Annotated in this window: 14 protein-coding genes; 3 read left to right on the top strand and 11 right to left on the bottom strand. The window is 70.9% G+C overall.

The genetic code is table 11. The features are described 5' to 3' along the window. Positions 1-45: 45 nt before the first annotated feature. Positions 46-372 carry an ATP/GTP-binding protein gene (locus Q5762_RS15985; RefSeq protein WP_315892761.1) on the top strand — a complete coding sequence of 109 codons (327 nt, stop codon included), beginning with the start codon at positions 46-48 and terminating at the stop codon, positions 370-372. 129 nt (positions 373-501) lie between these two features. Here the strand turns inward: Q5762_RS15985 and Q5762_RS15980 are convergent, their stop codons facing one another. From Q5762_RS15980 to mce, 7 genes are all read right to left on the bottom strand, one after another. Next, on the bottom strand, positions 502-1359 hold the full coding sequence (locus Q5762_RS15980; protein WP_315892760.1) for an ABC transporter permease: 858 nt from the start codon (positions 1357-1359) through the stop codon (positions 502-504). Further along, complete coding sequence (locus tag Q5762_RS15975; protein WP_315892759.1) at positions 1356-2441, bottom strand: ABC transporter ATP-binding protein; 1086 nt, start codon at positions 2439-2441, stop codon at positions 1356-1358. The genes Q5762_RS15980 and Q5762_RS15975 overlap by 4 nt, the downstream gene beginning before the upstream one ends. 123 nt (positions 2442-2564) lie before the next feature. After that, positions 2565-3344, bottom strand: coding sequence for an ABC transporter permease (locus Q5762_RS15970; RefSeq protein ID WP_315892758.1), 780 nt, complete (start codon positions 3342-3344; stop codon positions 2565-2567). Positions 3345-3347: 3 nt separating this feature from the next. Further along, on the bottom strand, positions 3348-4313 hold the full coding sequence (locus Q5762_RS15965) for an ATP-binding cassette domain-containing protein (protein WP_315892757.1): 966 nt from the start codon (positions 4311-4313) through the stop codon (positions 3348-3350). 88 nt (positions 4314-4401) lie between these two features. Next, positions 4402-5340, bottom strand: coding sequence for a cellulose-binding protein (locus Q5762_RS15960; protein ID WP_315892756.1), 939 nt, complete (start codon positions 5338-5340; stop codon positions 4402-4404). 114 nt (positions 5341-5454) lie between these two features. Further along, on the bottom strand, positions 5455-9777 hold the full coding sequence (scy, locus tag Q5762_RS15955) for a polarized growth protein Scy (protein WP_399495179.1): 4323 nt from the start codon (positions 9775-9777) through the stop codon (positions 5455-5457). Between the two features lie 174 nt (positions 9778-9951). After that, positions 9952-10404: a methylmalonyl-CoA epimerase gene (gene mce / locus Q5762_RS15950; RefSeq protein ID WP_315892754.1), complete on the bottom strand. Its 453-nt coding sequence runs from the start codon at positions 10402-10404 to the stop codon at positions 9952-9954. A 137-nt stretch (positions 10405-10541) separates the two neighbouring features. Between mce and Q5762_RS15945 the strand changes: the two genes are divergently transcribed. Further along, positions 10542-11741 carry an acetyl-CoA C-acetyltransferase gene (locus tag Q5762_RS15945; protein ID WP_315892753.1) on the top strand — a complete coding sequence of 400 codons (1200 nt, stop codon included), beginning with the start codon at positions 10542-10544 and terminating at the stop codon, positions 11739-11741. 46 nt (positions 11742-11787) lie between these two features. Beyond that, a complete protein-coding gene (meaB, locus tag Q5762_RS15940) occupies positions 11788-12747 on the top strand; it encodes a methylmalonyl Co-A mutase-associated GTPase MeaB (protein ID WP_315892752.1) in 960 nt (319 codons plus the stop codon). Between the two features lie 61 nt (positions 12748-12808). Here the strand turns inward: meaB and Q5762_RS15935 are convergent, their stop codons facing one another. The 4 genes from Q5762_RS15935 to Q5762_RS15920 form a co-directional block, all read right to left on the bottom strand. Then, entirely contained in the window at positions 12809-13285 is a 477-nt protein-coding gene (locus Q5762_RS15935; RefSeq protein WP_315892751.1) for a MarR family transcriptional regulator, read from the bottom strand. 119 nt (positions 13286-13404) lie between these two features. Beyond that, positions 13405-14193, bottom strand: coding sequence for an AIM24 family protein (locus tag Q5762_RS15930; RefSeq protein ID WP_315892750.1), 789 nt, complete (start codon positions 14191-14193; stop codon positions 13405-13407). Further along, complete coding sequence (locus Q5762_RS15925; protein ID WP_315892749.1) at positions 14190-14840, bottom strand: AIM24 family protein; 651 nt, start codon at positions 14838-14840, stop codon at positions 14190-14192. The genes Q5762_RS15930 and Q5762_RS15925 overlap by 4 nt, the downstream gene beginning before the upstream one ends. Then, positions 14840-15472, bottom strand: a complete 633-nt coding sequence (locus tag Q5762_RS15920; RefSeq protein ID WP_315892836.1) for an AIM24 family protein — start codon at positions 15470-15472, stop codon at positions 14840-14842. Before Q5762_RS15920 ends, Q5762_RS15925 begins: the two co-directional genes overlap by 1 nt. Positions 15473-15503 lie beyond the last annotated feature (31 nt).

Raw genomic sequence — 15503 nt, 5'->3', positions numbered from 1 at the left:
GGCTGGACGGAATGTTCCGTGCCCCCGGCCCCGTGAGGTGATCAGGTGTCCCCGCGTCGCAACCGCCCCCATGGCGGCGAGAAGCCCGATCCTCAGGGTGAGTCGGGCGACCGGTACGGCGGATCACAGCGAAGCGAGACCTGGCAGGGCGAAGAGTGGTTCGTCCGGCACGTGGCCGGCGCGAGCACCCCGGGCAAGCGCTACCGCTGCCCCGGCTGCGACCAGGAGATCCCGGGCGGCGCACCGCACGTGGTGGCCTGGCCCGAGTACGGGGGAGTGGACGACCGCCGCCACTGGCACAAGGCCTGCTGGAACGCGAAGGACCGCCGCACCACGCGGGTGCAGCGGTCCCGTAACGCGCCGAAGTACTGAGCCGGGCCGGATCCTGGATCCAATGTCCAGGATCTTGGATCCGATATCCGATATCCGATATCCAAGATCCAATATCCGTGATCCGGTATCCCGGATCCGGTATCGGATGTCCGACCCGCCCGCGATCCGTCAGACGTCGCGGCTGTTCAGCAGGGCGTACGCGCCGCCCATCGCCGCCGCCACGATGACCGCCATGATCCACACCGGGTCCCAGCCCGACGGCCCGGACTCACCCAGCGCCGACTTGCCCGCGTACAGCGCGATCAGCTGGCTCGGGATGGCGTAGTCGAGCAGCCACTCCTGCACCTTCGCCAGCGACTCCGAGAACATGAACATGGCCGCCACCAGGGGCAGCAGCAGGATGCCGATCATGATCGTGATCGCGCCCGCCGAGTGCCGGATGATCGCGCCGATGGCCAGCGAGACCAGCCCGAGCAGCGCCATGAACAGGCCGATACCGACCGTCGCCCGCAGCCACTCGCCCGAGGTGGGCTCGGCCGCGGTGGTCACCATCGCCACCTGCGCCATGGCCACCACCGTCGCCGTGATCGTCGTGATCGTGAAGACGAGCAGGAAGAAGACGAGCGCCTTGGCCGTCAGCACCCGGGCACGGGTCGGGCAGGCGGTCAGCGTGGTGCGGATCATGCCCGTGCCGTACTCGGAGGCGATCGTCAGCACGCCGAGCGTGATCACACAGATCGAGCCGAGGAGCACACCGAAGAAGCCGAGCGCGAGCGCCGACTCCTCCTCGGTGGGCACGTCGGACCTGGACACGATCGCGGCGACGCCGATACCGATGACCAGCATCAGCAGCACCATCACACCGAGCGTCCACATCGTGGAGCGCACGGAACGGATCTTGGTCCACTCCGAGGCGAGCGCGTCCCCGAGGTGCGCGCGGCGCACCGGGATCGGGGAGACGTACGAGTTCGTCGGGGAGGCGTACGAGTTCGGAGCGGCGTACGAGTTCGGGGCGGGGGCGGTCATCGGGCGTCCTCGGCGTTCTTGGCGGGCTCGCTCTGCGTCGCGTACGGGTTCTCTCCGGGCGGCGGCGGGGCGTACCAGCCCTGCTGCGGTACGTCCTGCACGACCGGCTCGGCCGTCTCCTTGAGGTGGGCCGGCCGGGGCGCCTGGAGGTGCGCCAGCTGGTCGTCGGTGGAGCGGTAGTCCACGGCGCCCTGCGTCATCCGCATGTACGCCTCCTCCAGCGAGGCCTGGTGCGGGGACAGCTCCCAGAGCCGTACGTCCGCGCCGTGCGCCAGATCGCTGATCCGGGGCAGCGGCAGACCGGTCACCCGCAGCGCGCCGTCCGGCTCGGACAGCACCTGGCCGCCGGCCTCGATCAGCGTCGCCGTCAGCTTCTCCCGGTGCTGCGGCTCCCCCTGCGGGGTGCGGACCCGGGCGAAGTCCGCGGAGTTCGCCGAGATGAAGTCCTTGATGCTCATGTCCGAGAGCAGCTGGCCCCGGCCGATCACGATCAGGTGGTCGGCGGTCAGCGCCATCTCGCTCATGAGGTGGCTGGAGACGAAGACGGTCCGGCCTTCGGAGGCGAGCTTCTTCATCAGATTGCGGACCCAGAGGATGCCCTCGGGGTCGAGACCGTTGACCGGCTCGTCGAAGAGCAGCACCTGCGGGTCGCCGAGCAGTGCCGCGGCGATCCCCAGCCGCTGCCCCATGCCCAGCGAGAAGCCCTTGGAGCGGCGCTTGGCGACGTCCTGGAGGCCGACGACCCCGAGGACCTCGTCCACCCGCTGCGCCGGGATCCCGGCCAGCTGGGCGAGCGAAAGCAGATGGCTCCGGGCGCTCCGCCCCCCGTGCACGGCCTTGGCGTCGAGCAGCGCGCCCACCTGGCGGGGCGCGTTCGGCAGCTGCCGGAAGGGGTGGCCGCCGATGGTGACATGTCCGGAGGTCGGCCGGTCGAGCCCGAGGATCATGCGCATCGTCGTCGACTTGCCGGAGCCGTTGGGGCCGAGGAAGCCGGTCACCACACCCGGCCGCACCTGGAAGGAAAGGTTGTACACGGCCGTCTTGGCGCCGTAGCGCTTCGTCAGGCCGACTGCCTCGATCATTCTCCAGCCCCATCGACAGGTCAGGTCGTCGGGGCCGTGGCCGTTGGCCGCAGACCCCCGTGTGAGGTAGGAGCTTATCGAGGCGTTGACGGTTCCGACCAAGCCGAAAACGTGACCAACGTGCTAGGCGTCCCGCTTCTTCATCACCAGGTAGCCGCCCAGCAACGCGGCCGCCACCCAGGCGAGCATGATCCCTAGACCGCCCCAGGGCCCGTACGGCGCCTCCTCGGTGTTCAGCGCGTCCGGCAGGACCTGCATGATCTTGGATCCGGCCTGGTCGGGGAAGTACAGCGCGACCTCCTTGGCCTTCGGCACCGCCGAGAGGATCTGCGAGACCAGGAAGAAGAACGGCACCAGGATGCCCAGCGACAGCATCGAGGAGCGCAGCATCGTCGCCACACCCATCGAGAAGATCGCGATCAGCCCCATGTAGAGCCCGCCGCCGACCACCGCCCGCAGCACGTTGTCCGCGCCGAGCGTCGTCCGGTGCTCACCGAGCAGGGCCTGCCCCAGGAAGAACGACAGGAAGCTGGTCACCAGGCCGACGCCCAGGGCCAGCGCCCCGGCCACCGCGATCTTGGAGAAGATGAAGGTCGCCCGCTGTGGGACGGCCGCGAGCGAGGTGCGGATCATGCCCGAGCTGTACTCCGTGCCGACCACGAGCACCCCGAAGACCACCATCGCCAGCTGGCCGAGGACCATCCCGGAGAAGCTGACGAACGTCGGGTCGAACGTCGCCTGCTCGGCCTCCGAGAGATCGGAGAAGGTCGACTTCAGCAGCGCGCTCAGCGCCGCGCCCATCGCCACCGTCACCAGGAGCGCGCTCGCCAGGGTCCAGACCGTCGACGAGACCGTCCGGATCTTGGTCCACTCCGACTGGAGGACCGCCGATACCGCTGCCATCGCTCAGGCTCCCTTGGTGGTGTCGCCCCACTGGGGGCCGGGCGCGACCGCCCCGTGTACGTCCGTGCCGTGCGCGTGGTACTCCACCGCACCCGCGGTCATCTGCATGAACGCTTCTTCGAGGGAGGCGCGCTGCGAACTCAGCTCGTGCAGCACGAGCCGGTGCTCGGCCGCCAGCTCACCGATCTTCTCCGTCGTGGCGCCGTCCACCTCCATCGTCCCGTTGCCCGACTCGACGGGCGTGAAGCCGCTCTCGTGCAGGACGTCCCGCAGCCGCTCCTGCTGCGGCGAGCGCAGCCGTACGTAGCTCCGCGAATTCTGGTGGATGAAATCCGCCATCGACGTGTCGGCCAGCAGCTTTCCCTGTCCGATCACGATGAGATGATCGGCCGTCAGGGCCATTTCACTCATCAGATGACTGGAAACGAAGATCGTCCGGCCCTCGGCGGCGAGCGCCTTCATCAGATTGCGGATCCAGTGAATTCCCTCGGGGTCCAGACCATTGACGGGCTCGTCGAACATCAGGATCTCGGGATCACCGAGCAGCGCCGAGGCGATTCCGAGCCGCTGGCCCATGCCGAGCGAGAAGCCCTTCGACTTCTTCCGCGCGACCGACGTCAGACCGACCAGATCCAGGACCTCGCCGACCCGGCTCTGCGGAATGCGGTTCGACTGGGCGAGGCAGAGCAGATTGTTGTACGCGGAGCGGCCGCCGTGCATCGCCTTGGCGTCGAGGAGCGCACCGATGTACTTCAGCGGCTCCTGGAGCTCGCGGTAGTGCTTGCCGTCGATCCGGACCGTGCCGCTGGTCGGATTGTCCAGATCGAGCATCATCCGCATGGTCGTCGACTTGCCCGCGCCGTTCGGCCCCAGGAAGCCGGTGATCATGCCAGGGCGCACCTGGAAGGAGAGATGGTCGACGGCCGTCTTCGATCCGAACCGTTTCGTCAGGGCCTCGAGCTCGATCATGCGTACAACCTAAGGGCGCGAAAAACCCTCCGCCACCTGAATGACGGAGGGTTCTGCGGCGCTTCGCCCACTCGTTACAGGAAGACGCTCAGCGGGTCTGCTGGGCCGGGACACCGCGGGTGGCCGGCTCGTCGTCGATCGGGGAACCGGCGGCCGCGACAGCCGCACCGGTCAGCGTGGCCAGCATCTCGCGGACGTTGGTCAGCTGGGCGTTGATCGAGTCGCGGCGGTTCGTCAGCGCCGCCAGCTCGCGCTCCGATTCCGAACGGATCCGGTCGGCCTTGGCGTTCGCGTCGGCCACGATGTCCTCGGCCTGGCGCTGCGCGGTCTCCACCGTCTGACGGGCCCGGCGCTCCGCGTCCGTACGCAGCTTCTCGGCCTCCAGGCGGAGCTGCTCGGCGCGGTGCTCGATCTCGGCGAGACGCTTCTCGGCCTTGGCCTGACGCGAGGCCAGGTCGCGCTCCGACTGCTCCCGGCGCTTGGCCAGGTTGGTCTCGAAGTCCGCGGCGGCCTGGGCGGCCTTGGCGCGGGTCTCCTCGAAGAGGGCGTCCGCCTCCTCGCGCTTGGACTGCGCGTCCTTCTGCGCCTCGGCACGCAGCGAGTTGGCCTCGCCCTGCGCCTTCTCGACGATCCGAACGCCCTCGTCCTCGGCCTTGGACTTGCGCTCCGCGGCGAAGGACTCGGCGTCGTTGCGCACCTGCTGGGCGGCCGACTCGGCCAGCTCGCGGTGCTGCTCGGCGGCGCGACGGGCCTCCTCGCGCAGGTCCTTCGCCTCCTCCTCGGCGAGGCGGAGGATCTTCTCGACGCGCGCACCGAGCCCGGCGTACGACGGCTCGGCGTCGGTGACCTGGGCCTGGGCGTTCTGCGTCTCGAGGTGGAGTTCCTCGATGCGCTTTTCCAGAGAGGTGATTCGTCCTAGAGCACTGTCACGGTCGGCGACGAGCTTGGTAATGCGGTCATCCACCTGACCGCGGTCGTAACCACGCCGCACGAGCTCGAAGCCGAAGGGGGAGGAAGTGTCGCTCATGGGGTTCCTGTCGAATGAGACCGGTGAGGTGTTAGGGGGAATCCTAGGGGCCGAAGCGGCGTGTCATCGAGCGGATGCCGGTTTGATCTGGAGAATGTCCAGCCTTTTGAGTGGCTAGCCCTCGGAGGACTTGCCACTCGAACGTGTCACCCCCGCGGGAACACCCGCCTTGGCGTCCGCCCCGGCGGACTTGGTCCCGGCGGTCGGCGCCTCGAAAGACTCCAACGCTTCCAGAACGTCCTGGACACGGGAGATCTCGGCATTGATGTCCTCGCGGCGGCGCACCAGTACATCCAGGTCGCGCTTGCCCTCGGAGATCATCGTCTCGGCCTCGTGCTCGGCCTCCGCCTTGATCTTCTCCGCCTCCGCGACGAGCGAGGCCTTCTTCTGCTCGGCCTCCTTGAGCAGCCCCTCCGCCTTCCGCACCGCGGCGATCCGGACCTTGCTCGCCTCCGAACTCGCCTCGGAGACCATCTCCTTGGCCTTCTCCTCGGCCTCGGCCCGCTGCTCCTCGGCCGCCTTCACCAGCTTGTCGACCCGCTCGCCGGCCGTCTTCATCTGCTCGGACGTCTCGCGCCGCGCCCGCTCGTGCAGCTCCTCGATCTCGCCCTCGACGCGGGCCCGCAGCTCCTCCGCCCGCTCCCTTATGGCCGTCGCGTCCCTGCGCGCGCCCACCAGGAGTTCGTCCGCGTCCGTACGGGCCTTCTCCACCAGGGAGTTGCCCTCGACCGTCGCCTCCGACACGAGCCGCTCGGCCTCCTGACGGGCCGCGCCGACCATCGTGTCCGCCTGCGACTCGGCCTCGGTGGTGGCGCGCAGCGCCTCCTCCTGCGCCTTCGCCATCAACTGGTCGGCCTGCTCGGCCGCGTCCGAACGGCGCTTGGCGCCGGCCTCCCGCGCCTCGTCGAGCGTACGGTCCGCCTCCTCGCGCGCCTCGGAACGCATCTGCTCCGCCGCGGCCTCGGCGTCCGCCTTGACCCGCTCGGCCTCCACCCGGATCCGCTCGGCGGCCTGCTGGGCCTGCCCCACGTTCTCCGCGCCCTCGGCCCGCAGCCGCTCCGCCTCGTCCGCCGCCTCGGTGGTGACCCGCTCGGCCTCGCTCCGGGCCTCGCCGATGAGCGAGTCCGCCTGCTCGGCGGCGTCCGCACGCCGCTTGTCGGCGGCCTTGCGGGCCTCGTCCAGGACCCGCTCGCCGTCCGCCCGGGCGGCGGCCCGCAGCGCCTCCGCCTGGGCCTCGCCGTCCGCCTTGACCTGCTCGGCCTCGGTACGCAGCCGCAGCGCGTCCTGCTCGGTCGACTCCAGGAGCGCCGCCGCCTCGGCGGTGATCCGCTCGGCCTCGCCGGTCGCCTCGCCGATGAGCGCGTCGGCCTGCTCGGCGGCGTCGGAGCGCCGCTTGTCGGCCGCCTTGCGGGCCTCGTCCAGGACCTGCTCGCCGTCGGCGAGCGCGGCCGCCCGCAGCGCCTCCGCGTGCGCCTCGCCGTCCGTCTTCAGCTGCGCGGCCTCGGCCCGCAGCGTCTCCGCCTCGGCCGTCAGCCGCTCGGCCTCGCCCGCGGCCTCCGTGATGAGCGTGTCCGCCTGCTGGGCGGCGTCGGAGCGCCGCTTGTCGGCCGCCTTGCGGGCCTCGTCCAGGATCTGGTCGCCCTCCGTGCGGGCGAGCGTGACCAGCTCCTCCGCCTCGGTGGTGAGCCGCTCGGACTCCGCGGCCGCCTCGGAACGGATCCGGTTGGCGTCCTCGCGGGCGTCCGCACGGGTGCGGGCCGCGTCCTGCTCGGCCGACGCCAGCGCGTCCGTCGCCTCCGTCCGCACCCGCCGGTCGTACTCGGCGGTGTCCGCGCGCAGCTTCTCCGCATCGGCGATCGCGTCCGCGACCGTCCGCTCGGCCAGCGCCTTCGCGGCCTCGGTCTCCTCCTGGGCGCGCGCCCGGACCCGGTTCGCGTCCCCGGTGGCCCGCTCCCGCTCCTCGTACGCGTCGGCGCGGACCCGGTCCGCCTCCTCCTGCGCCTCGGTACGGGTGCGCTCCGCCGCGTGCTCGGCCGCGCTCCGCAGCCCGGCGATCTCCTCCTCGGCCTGCTCCTGGAGGCCGGCCACCGAGTCCCGTACGGTCTGCGCGGTCTGCTCGGCGGCGGAGACCATCTCCGTGGCCCGCCGGTCCGCCTCCTCGACCAGGCGCTGCGCCTCGGTCTGCGCCTCCTCCACCCGCTTACGGGCGGAGGCGAGCAGCTCCTCGGACTGTTCGCGGGCGTTCTCGCGCTCCCGGTCCGCCTCGGAGCGGGCCGACTCCAGCGTCTCCTCGGCCTCCCGGCGCCGCCGGTTGGCCTCCTCCTGGGCGGCGGCCAGCGCCTCGGCGGCCTCGGCGGCCACCCGCTCGGCGGCGGCCGCGGCCTCGGCCCGTACCCGGTCGGCGGTCTCCTGGGCCTCCGACTTCAGTCGCTCGGCCTCCGTCGACGCCTCCGTACGCAGCCGTACGGCCGACGCCTCCGCCTCGGCGCGCGCGGTCGACGCGTCCGACGACGCCTCCGTGCGCAGCCGCTCGGCCTCCTGCTCGGCCTGCGCCTGGAGCGTTCGGATCCGCTCGGCGGCCTCCGTGCGCAGCCGCTCGGTCTCCTCGGCCGCCTCGCGCCGCAGCCGCTCGCTCTCGGCGCGGGCGTCGGTCAGCGCCTGCTCGGCGCTCTCGACCCGCGTCTCGGCCTCGGTGTGCAGCCGGGTCAGTTCGCCGGCCGCCTCCTCGCGACGGGCGGCGGCGGCCCGCTCGGCGTCCTCACGCAGCTCGGCCGCGGCCCGCTCGGCCGCGGCCGTGACCGACTCGGCCTGCTCCTCGGCCTCCGCCCGCATCCGCTCGGCCTCGGCGCGGGTGCGCTCCAGCGTCTCCTCGGCCTGCGTACGCAGCGTCTGCGCGCGCTCCATGGCCTCCGAGCGGACCCGCTCGCCCTCGGCGCCCGCGCTCGCGCGCAGCTCGTCGGCGTCGGTACGGGCCTTGGTCAGCAGCTCCTCGGCGGTGCTGGCCGCCTCCTCGATCTGGCCGACGGCCTCGCGCCGGGCCTCGCCGCGGATCTTCTCGCCCTCGGCGATCGCCTCGGCCCGCAGCTGCTCGGCCTCGCCGCGCAGCCTGCGCGCCTCCTCCTGCAGCTCGACGGTCTTGGCGCGGTACTCCTTGGTGTCGTTCTTCGCCGTGCCCAGGAACTCGTCGGCCCGCTCCTCGGCCTGGGTACGCAGCCGGTCGGCCTCGGTCTCGGCCTCGCGCCGGATGCGCTCGGCCTCCTCGGAGGCCTTGCGGGTGGTCTCCTGGGCGTCCTCGGACGCCTTGGTCAGGACCTCCTCGGCGGTACGGGCCGCCTTGGCGAGCGCGGCGGCGGAGTCCTCGGCCGCGACCGTACGGGCCTTGTCGGAGGCCTCCGAGAGCAGCTTCTCGGCCTCGGCGGTGGCCTCGCGGAGCTTCTCGTCGGCCTCCGCCTTGAGGGTCTCGGCCTCCTTGGTCGCCTCGGCGACAAGCCGGGCGATCTCCGCCTTCGCGGTACGGGTCCGCTGCTCGTTGACGGACTCCGCGGAGGACAGCTGCCTGGCCGCCGCCTCCTTGGCCTCGGTGAGCGCCTTCTCGGCCTCCGTGCGGGCCTCGCGGAGCCGGACCTCGGCCTCCTGCATCCGCTGCTCGGCGGCACGGGACAGCTCGGTGGCCTGCTGACGGGCCTGCTCGGTCTCGGCGCTGGTGGAGGAACGCAGCTGCTCGGCGTGGCTGGTGGCCTCGTGCGCCTGCGTGGACGCAGCGTTCAGGAGCCGCTCGGCGTCCTTGCGGGCGCGCAGCAGAATCGCTTCCGCCTCGGCACGGGCCGCTTCGGCCTCCGAGCCCACCCGCTGACGGGTCTCCTCGGCGAGCCGGGTGGCCTCCGCGCGGGCGCCGGCCAGCGACTGCTCGGCCTCGGCGCGGGACTCCTCCATGAGGCGGCGGGCCTGGGACTCCGTACGGGCGCGCAGCTGCTCGGCCCAGGCCACGTTCTCGTTGACGTGCGCCTCGACGGTCTGGCGGCGCTCCGACAACTCCTGGTCCAGGCGCTGGCGGCGCTGGACGGCCTCGGCGTGCAGCTCGGCCTGGAGCCGGGCCTGGTGCTCGGCGTGCTCCTGCAGGATGCGCTGGGTCTGGGCGCGGGCGTCGCGCAGCTCGCGCTCGGCGTCCTGGCGCAGCTGGTCGGCCTGGGTCTGCGCGTTGCGCAGCATCTGCTCGGCCTGGTAGCCGATGTCCGCGCTGTCGTACGCGGGACGGGACGCGATGGTGCGGCGCGCCTCGTGGAGCTTGGCGCGCAACACCTCGACCTGGTAACCGAGGTCCTCGGCGTGCTGGACGGCCTTCTCCCGCTCGGTCTTCAGCCGGTCCATCTCGGCTTCGAACCGCGAAAGATGGTCGTCTTCAGCTCGGTGGCTCTCCTGGCGTTCGTAGCCCCGCACTGCGCGGTCCATCCGTCCCCTGGTCGCAATACTCCGACGAGCACCGTTCCCCGGAGAACGGCCCCCCCGGGAATCGTGGCAGATCGGATACCCCGACTTCGACGCCGCATGGCATGCGGCCCCGACCGGCCCCGGCCCGGAGCCGCCCACTCTACCGGGCCAGGAATCCGGAGGTCAGTGCTCCGCCGAGGAGTGGTCGCCCGACGGCTCGGCGGACGTGACCAGTTCGGTCAGTACGCCGTGGCAGTCCTTGGGGTGGAGGAAGGTGATACGAGAGCCCATGGAGCCGGTCCTCGGCTCGTCGTAGAGGACCCGGACGCCCTTCCCGCGGATGGCCTCGGCGTCGCCGTCGACGTCGGCGGTGCCGAAGGCGATGTGGTGGACGCCCTCACCGTTCTTGGCCAGCCACTTGCCCACCGCGGAGTCCTCCCGGGTGGGCTCCAGGAGCTGGAGGTACGAGGCGCCGCCGTCGGAGGTCTCGTTGATCTTGAGCATGGCCTCGCGGACGCCCTGCTCCTCGTTGACCTCGGAGTGGAACACCTCGAAACCGTAGGTCGCGCGGTAGAACTCCACCGTCTTGTCGAGGTCGAAGCAGGCGATCCCGATGTGGTCGATTCGCGTCAGCATGGATCCAGTGCAGCGCCAGGAGGATGGTTACGCAACGTGCGCGCCGTCACACCGACTGGCCGGTGACCATGCGCGGTACCGCTCAGTACATTGAAGGTAAACCCTCGTTCACTCCTCATCCCAAGGGGCTGTGCCTCATGTCTGGAACGACCGGTACCACCTCAGTGATCGTCGCGGGCGCCCGCACGCCCATGGGCCGACTGCTCGGCTCCCTCGCGTCCTTCTCCGGAGCCGACCTGGGCGGTTTCGCCATCAAGGCCGCGCTCGACCGGGCCGGCATCGCCGGTGACCAGGTGCAGTACGTGATCATGGGGCAGGTGCTCCAGGCGGGCGCCGGGCAGATCCCCGCTCGCCAGGCCGCCGTCAAGGCCGGCATCCCGATGAACGTGCCGGCCCTGACCATCAACAAGGTGTGTCTGTCCGGTCTGGACGCCATCGCGCTCGCCGACCAGCTGATCCGCGCGGGCGAGTTCGACATCGTCGTGGCCGGCGGCCAGGAGTCGATGACCAACGCCCCGCACCTGCTGCCGAAGTCCCGCGAGGGCTACAAGTACGGCGCGATCGAGATGCTCGACGCGATGGCGTACGACGGTCTGACCGACCCCTTCGAGAAGATCGCCATGGGCGAGTCCACGGAGAAGCACAACACCCGTCTGGGCATCCAGCGCCCCGAGCAGGACGAGATCGCCGCGCTGTCGCACCAGCGCGCGGCCGCCGCGCAGAAGAACGGCATCTTCGAGGCCGAGATCACCCCGATCGAGATCCCGCAGCGCAAGGGCGACCCGGTCGTCTTCGCCAAGGACGAGGGCATCCGCGCGGAGACCACCGTCGAGTCGCTCGGCAGGCTGCGTCCGGCCTTCGCCAAGGACGGCACGATCACCGCCGGCACCTCCTCGCAGATTTCCGACGGCGCCGCGGCCGTGGTCGTGATGAGCAAGGCGAAGGCCGAGGAGCTGGGCCTGGAGTGGCTCGCCGAGATCGGCGCCCACGGCAACGTGGCCGGCCCGGACAACTCGCTGCAGTCGCAGCCGTCGAACGCGATCCGGCACGCCCTGAAGAAGGAGGGCCTGGGCCTGGAGAAGGTCGACCTGATCGAGATCAACGAGGCCTTCGCGGCGGTCGCCGTCCAGTCAATGAAGGACCTCGGCGTCACCCCGGAAAAGGTGAACGTCAACGGTGGCGCGATCGCGCTGGGCCACCCCATCGGCATGTCCGGCGCGCGGGTGGTGCTGCACCTGGCCCTGGAGCTGAAGCGGCGCGGCGGCGGGGTCGGCGTGGCGGCGCTGTGCGGCGGCGGCGGTCAGGGCGACGCTCTCGTCGTTCGCGTTCCTGAGTAGACGCAGCCCCGGCAAGTAGATCCCGGCAAGCAAGGAGCGGTTGCACATGGTGGACGTCCCCGAACTCGTCGCCCAGGCACGGGAGGGCCGGCCGCGCGCCGTGGCCCGGCTGATCTCCCTCGTGGAGGGGGCGTCCCCGCAGCTGCGCGAGGTGATGGCGGCGCTGGCGCCGCTGACCGGTGGCGCGTACGTGGTGGGTCTGACGGGTTCGCCCGGCGTCGGCAAGTCCACCTCGACGTCGGGGCTGGTCGCGGCGTACCGCAGGGCGGGGAAGCGGGTCGGCGTCCTGGCCGTCGACCCCTCGTCCCCGTTCAGCGGGGGAGCGCTGCTCGGTGACCGGGTCCGGATGTCGGAGCACGCCTCGGACCCGGGCGTCTACATCCGCTCGATGGCCACCCGCGGGCACCTCGGCGGGCTCGCCTGGTCGGCGCCGCAGGCGATCCGGGTGCTGGACGCGGCGGGCTGCGAGGTGATCCTCGTGGAGACCGTCGGCGTCGGTCAGTCGGAGGTGGAGATCGCCTCCCAGGCCGACACGTCGGTGGTGCTGCTCGCGCCGGGCATGGGCGACGGGATCCAGGCCGCGAAGGCGGGCATCCTGGAGATCGGCGACGTGTACGTGGTGAACAAGGCGGACCGGGACGGCGCGGACGCGACGGCCCGCGAGCTGAACCACATGCTGGGCCTGGGCGAGGCGCGCGGTCCTGGCGACTGGCGGCCGCCGATCGTCAAGACGGTCGCGGCGCGGGGCGAGGGCATCGACGAGGTCGTCGAAGCCCTTGAGAAGCACCGCGCGTGGATGGAGGAGCACGGGGTCCTGGCGGACCGCCGCCGGGCGCGGTCGGCGCGGGAGGTCGAGACGATCGCGGTCACCGCGCTGCGCGCGCGGATCGGCGACCTGCACGGCGACCGCCACCTGGACGCCCTTGCGGAACGCGTCGTCGCGGGCGAGCTGGACCCGTACGCGGCGAGCGACGAACTCATCGCGAGCCTGACGAACAACAACTAGCCGGTCAGGCGGAGGAAGGCCCGGTGCGCACGGCGCACCGGGCCTTCTCCTTTACGGCTTGCTATGGCTTGCCGCGTCGGCCCCGGAGTTCGGCCGCGACCGGCTTCAGGGACTCGTGGAGGTCGCCGAGGGCCTCCGGGGTGAGCTGGTCGATGAAGTGCTTGCGTACGGACTCGACGTGGTGGGGTGCCACCTTGCGCATCGTGTCCATGCCCTGCTCCGTCAGGACCGCGTACAGCCCGCGCCGGTCCGACTCGCAGCTGGTGCGGGTCACGAGCCCCGCGTTCTCCATGCGGGTGATCTGGTGCGAGAGCCGGCTCTTGGACTGCAGCGTGGCCGTCGCCAGGTCGCTCATCCGCAGGCGCCGTTCCGCCGACTCCGAGAGGTTCACCAGGATCTCGTAGTCGTTCATGGTCAGGCCGAAGGGCTGGAGGTCCTTCTCCAGCTGGTACGTCAGCATCCGGTTGACGTCCAGGTATGTGCGCCACGCACACTGTTCGGCGTCGGTGAGCCAGGGGGTGGCCGTCTCGGTCTCCATATATGGATTCTACCTAAGAAGTTGAATACTGGACGAAGTCGGGGAGTGCGACGCCGTGCACCGGGGGCCCGACGTGCGGGGTGCAGACGTTCGAGGCGTCACACTCCGCAGACTACCGGCTACAGCCCGAAGCGACGCTGGAGGTCCCCCAGCTGTCCGGGAAGGCGCGGTGCGGAACCCTGCCCGCCCTGGCCGGAACCGTGTCCTCCAGGCACCCCGCCCGGGACGCCCGGCCCCGCGCCCGCCGTACCGGTCGCCCGCTCGGGCAACAGCATCTCCGTCGACTGGAGCAGTACCGTACCGGCTCCGACGAACTCGAACTGGTGCTCCTCGCCGGAGACCCCGCCGATCCCCGTCAGCGCCCGGACACCGCCCATCACGCCCGTCATGTAGCCGTGGTCGTAGTGGTGGCACGGGGACGGGCAGTCCGCCCAGCCGACCAGCGCCTGCGGGTCCACCCGCATCGGCGGCTCCATGAAGACCACCGGACCGTTCGACGCCGCCACGAACTTGCCGGTGCCGATCAGCGTCACGAACCCCGGCACGATCGACTGCTTGAGCGCCAGCGTCGGCTGGTACGCCAGCAGATTGCCCGAGCGGATCGTCAGATTGCCCTGGTCCAGGTCGAACGAGTTCACGTCGAAGGCCCGGTCGGCGAGCAGCATCTTGCCGCTGCCCTCCGCCACCACCCAGTCGCTCGCGTGCAGCGGCGAGTGGAAGGACGTACGGACCAGCCGGTCGAGGCGCCCGTGGCCGATGCCGTTGAAGTCGATCCGCCCGTAGTAGGCGATCATCTTGCCCTTCTGCAGGAACCACTGGGAGCCCTTGAGCTCCACGCAGAAGGTGTACGGATTGACGTTGTCGTCCGACGGCAGCGTCATCGGGTCGTAGATCACGGGCGCGCTCACAGCTTCTCCTCCGACGCCTGCACGTACACCGCACCGCTGCCGCTCAGCTCCAGCTGGAACGCCTCGCCCGAGCCGCGGCCCACCATGTCGCGCCAGCCGAGCGCGGTCGAGAGCTTGTTCCGTACGTCGCCGTGGTGGGCGACGTAGGCCTGCGGGTCCACATGGACCGCGCGGCCCGGGGCGATCGGCAGCTCGATCATGCCGCCGTGCGCCATCACGGCGACCGCGCCGTGACCTTTGAGCGTCGTGGTGAAGAGCCCCTGGCCGGTCACCTGGCCGCGCACCATGCCCATGACCCCGCCCTGCGAGCCCATGAACATCGTGCCCTGCTCCAGGGTGCCGTCGAAGGCGAGCAGCCTGTCGGCCTCGACGTACAGGGTGTCGCCGGTCAGCTGGATCACCTGGATGTGGTGGCCGCCGTGCCCGAACATCACCGTGCCGTTGCCCTCGACCGTCATCAGCGGCGTCGCCTCGCCGGCCACCCGGCGGCCGATCATCGACATCACGCCGCCCTGGCCGCCGGCCATGTTCGGCGTGAAAGTGACCTCGCCGCGGTACGCCAGCATCGCGCCGCGCTGGCTGAACATGCGCTGTCCGGGGACGAGCTGGGCCTCGACCATCTTGGAGTTGACCTCACGGAACGGCATCAGACGTCGCCCCCGATCGTGTTCCGCTCGCTGGGCTGGACGTACACGAGTCCGTCGCCCTCGAAGCGGATCTGGAACGCCTCGCCGCCGCCCTCGCCGAGGAACGTGCGGAACGTCACACCGGACTGGAAGCTCTGCTGGAGGTTGCCCTGGTGGGCGACGTACGCGCCGGGGTCGACGGAGAGCGGGTACTGCGGGGTCACGCGCAGCACCACCGCCGGGCCGTCGGACATGATCGCCGCCTGGCCGGTGCCCTCGACGGTCGTCGTGAAGAGACCGTTGCCGGTCGCGCCGCCGCGCAGACCGGTGAAGCTGGTGCCGGTGCGCAGCCCCGCGTCCGTGCAGAGCAGATTGCTCGACTCGACGTAGAGCTTGTCGCCGTGCAACTGGACGAGGTTGATCTCGGAGGCGCGGTCGGCGAACCAGCAGGTCCCCTGGCCCTTCACCTCCATCACCTCCATCTGCTCACCCGTGAGCCGGCGGGTGACCATGCCCCGCAGGCCCTCACCACCGCCACTCATCTTCTTGAACGCCATCTGACCGTCGTACGCGACCATCGAGCCGTTCTTGGCCTTGACGGCGTCGCCCGTCATGGAGACGGCGAGCACCTTGCTGCCTTGGAGTCGGAACATTGCCACCGGTAGAAGGTACTGGGGACCCGGA

Origin of the sequence: Streptomyces sp. P9(2023) (assembly GCF_032436795.1) — a bacterium.
Lineage (GTDB): Bacteria > Actinomycetota > Actinomycetes > Streptomycetales > Streptomycetaceae > Streptomyces.
This window is presented reverse-complemented; position numbering and strand designations above follow the sequence as displayed.

Bases quoted from the DNA above. Each gene is read 5' to 3' on its own strand.
- Q5762_RS15980 (WP_315892760.1), bottom strand. From the start codon at position 1,359: ATGACCGCCCCCGCCCCGAACTCGTACGCCGCTCCGAACTCGTACGCC.
- Q5762_RS15975 (WP_315892759.1), bottom strand. From the start codon at position 2,441: ATGATCGAGGCAGTCGGCCTGACGAAGCGCTACGGCGCCAAGACGGCC.
- Q5762_RS15970 (WP_315892758.1), bottom strand. From the start codon at position 3,344: ATGGCAGCGGTATCGGCGGTCCTCCAGTCGGAGTGGACCAAGATCCGG.
- Q5762_RS15965 (WP_315892757.1), bottom strand. From the start codon at position 4,313: ATGATCGAGCTCGAGGCCCTGACGAAACGGTTCGGATCGAAGACGGCC.
- Q5762_RS15960 (WP_315892756.1), bottom strand. From the start codon at position 5,340: ATGAGCGACACTTCCTCCCCCTTCGGCTTCGAGCTCGTGCGGCGTGGT.
- mce (WP_315892754.1), bottom strand. From the start codon at position 10,404: ATGCTGACGCGAATCGACCACATCGGGATCGCCTGCTTCGACCTCGAC.
- Q5762_RS15945 (WP_315892753.1), top strand. From the start codon at position 10,542: ATGTCTGGAACGACCGGTACCACCTCAGTGATCGTCGCGGGCGCCCGC.
- meaB (WP_315892752.1), top strand. From the start codon at position 11,788: ATGGTGGACGTCCCCGAACTCGTCGCCCAGGCACGGGAGGGCCGGCCG.
- Q5762_RS15935 (WP_315892751.1), bottom strand. From the start codon at position 13,285: ATGGAGACCGAGACGGCCACCCCCTGGCTCACCGACGCCGAACAGTGT.
- Q5762_RS15925 (WP_315892749.1), bottom strand. From the start codon at position 14,840: ATGCCGTTCCGTGAGGTCAACTCCAAGATGGTCGAGGCCCAGCTCGTC.
- Q5762_RS15920 (WP_315892836.1), bottom strand. From the start codon at position 15,472: ATGTTCCGACTCCAAGGCAGCAAGGTGCTCGCCGTCTCCATGACGGGC.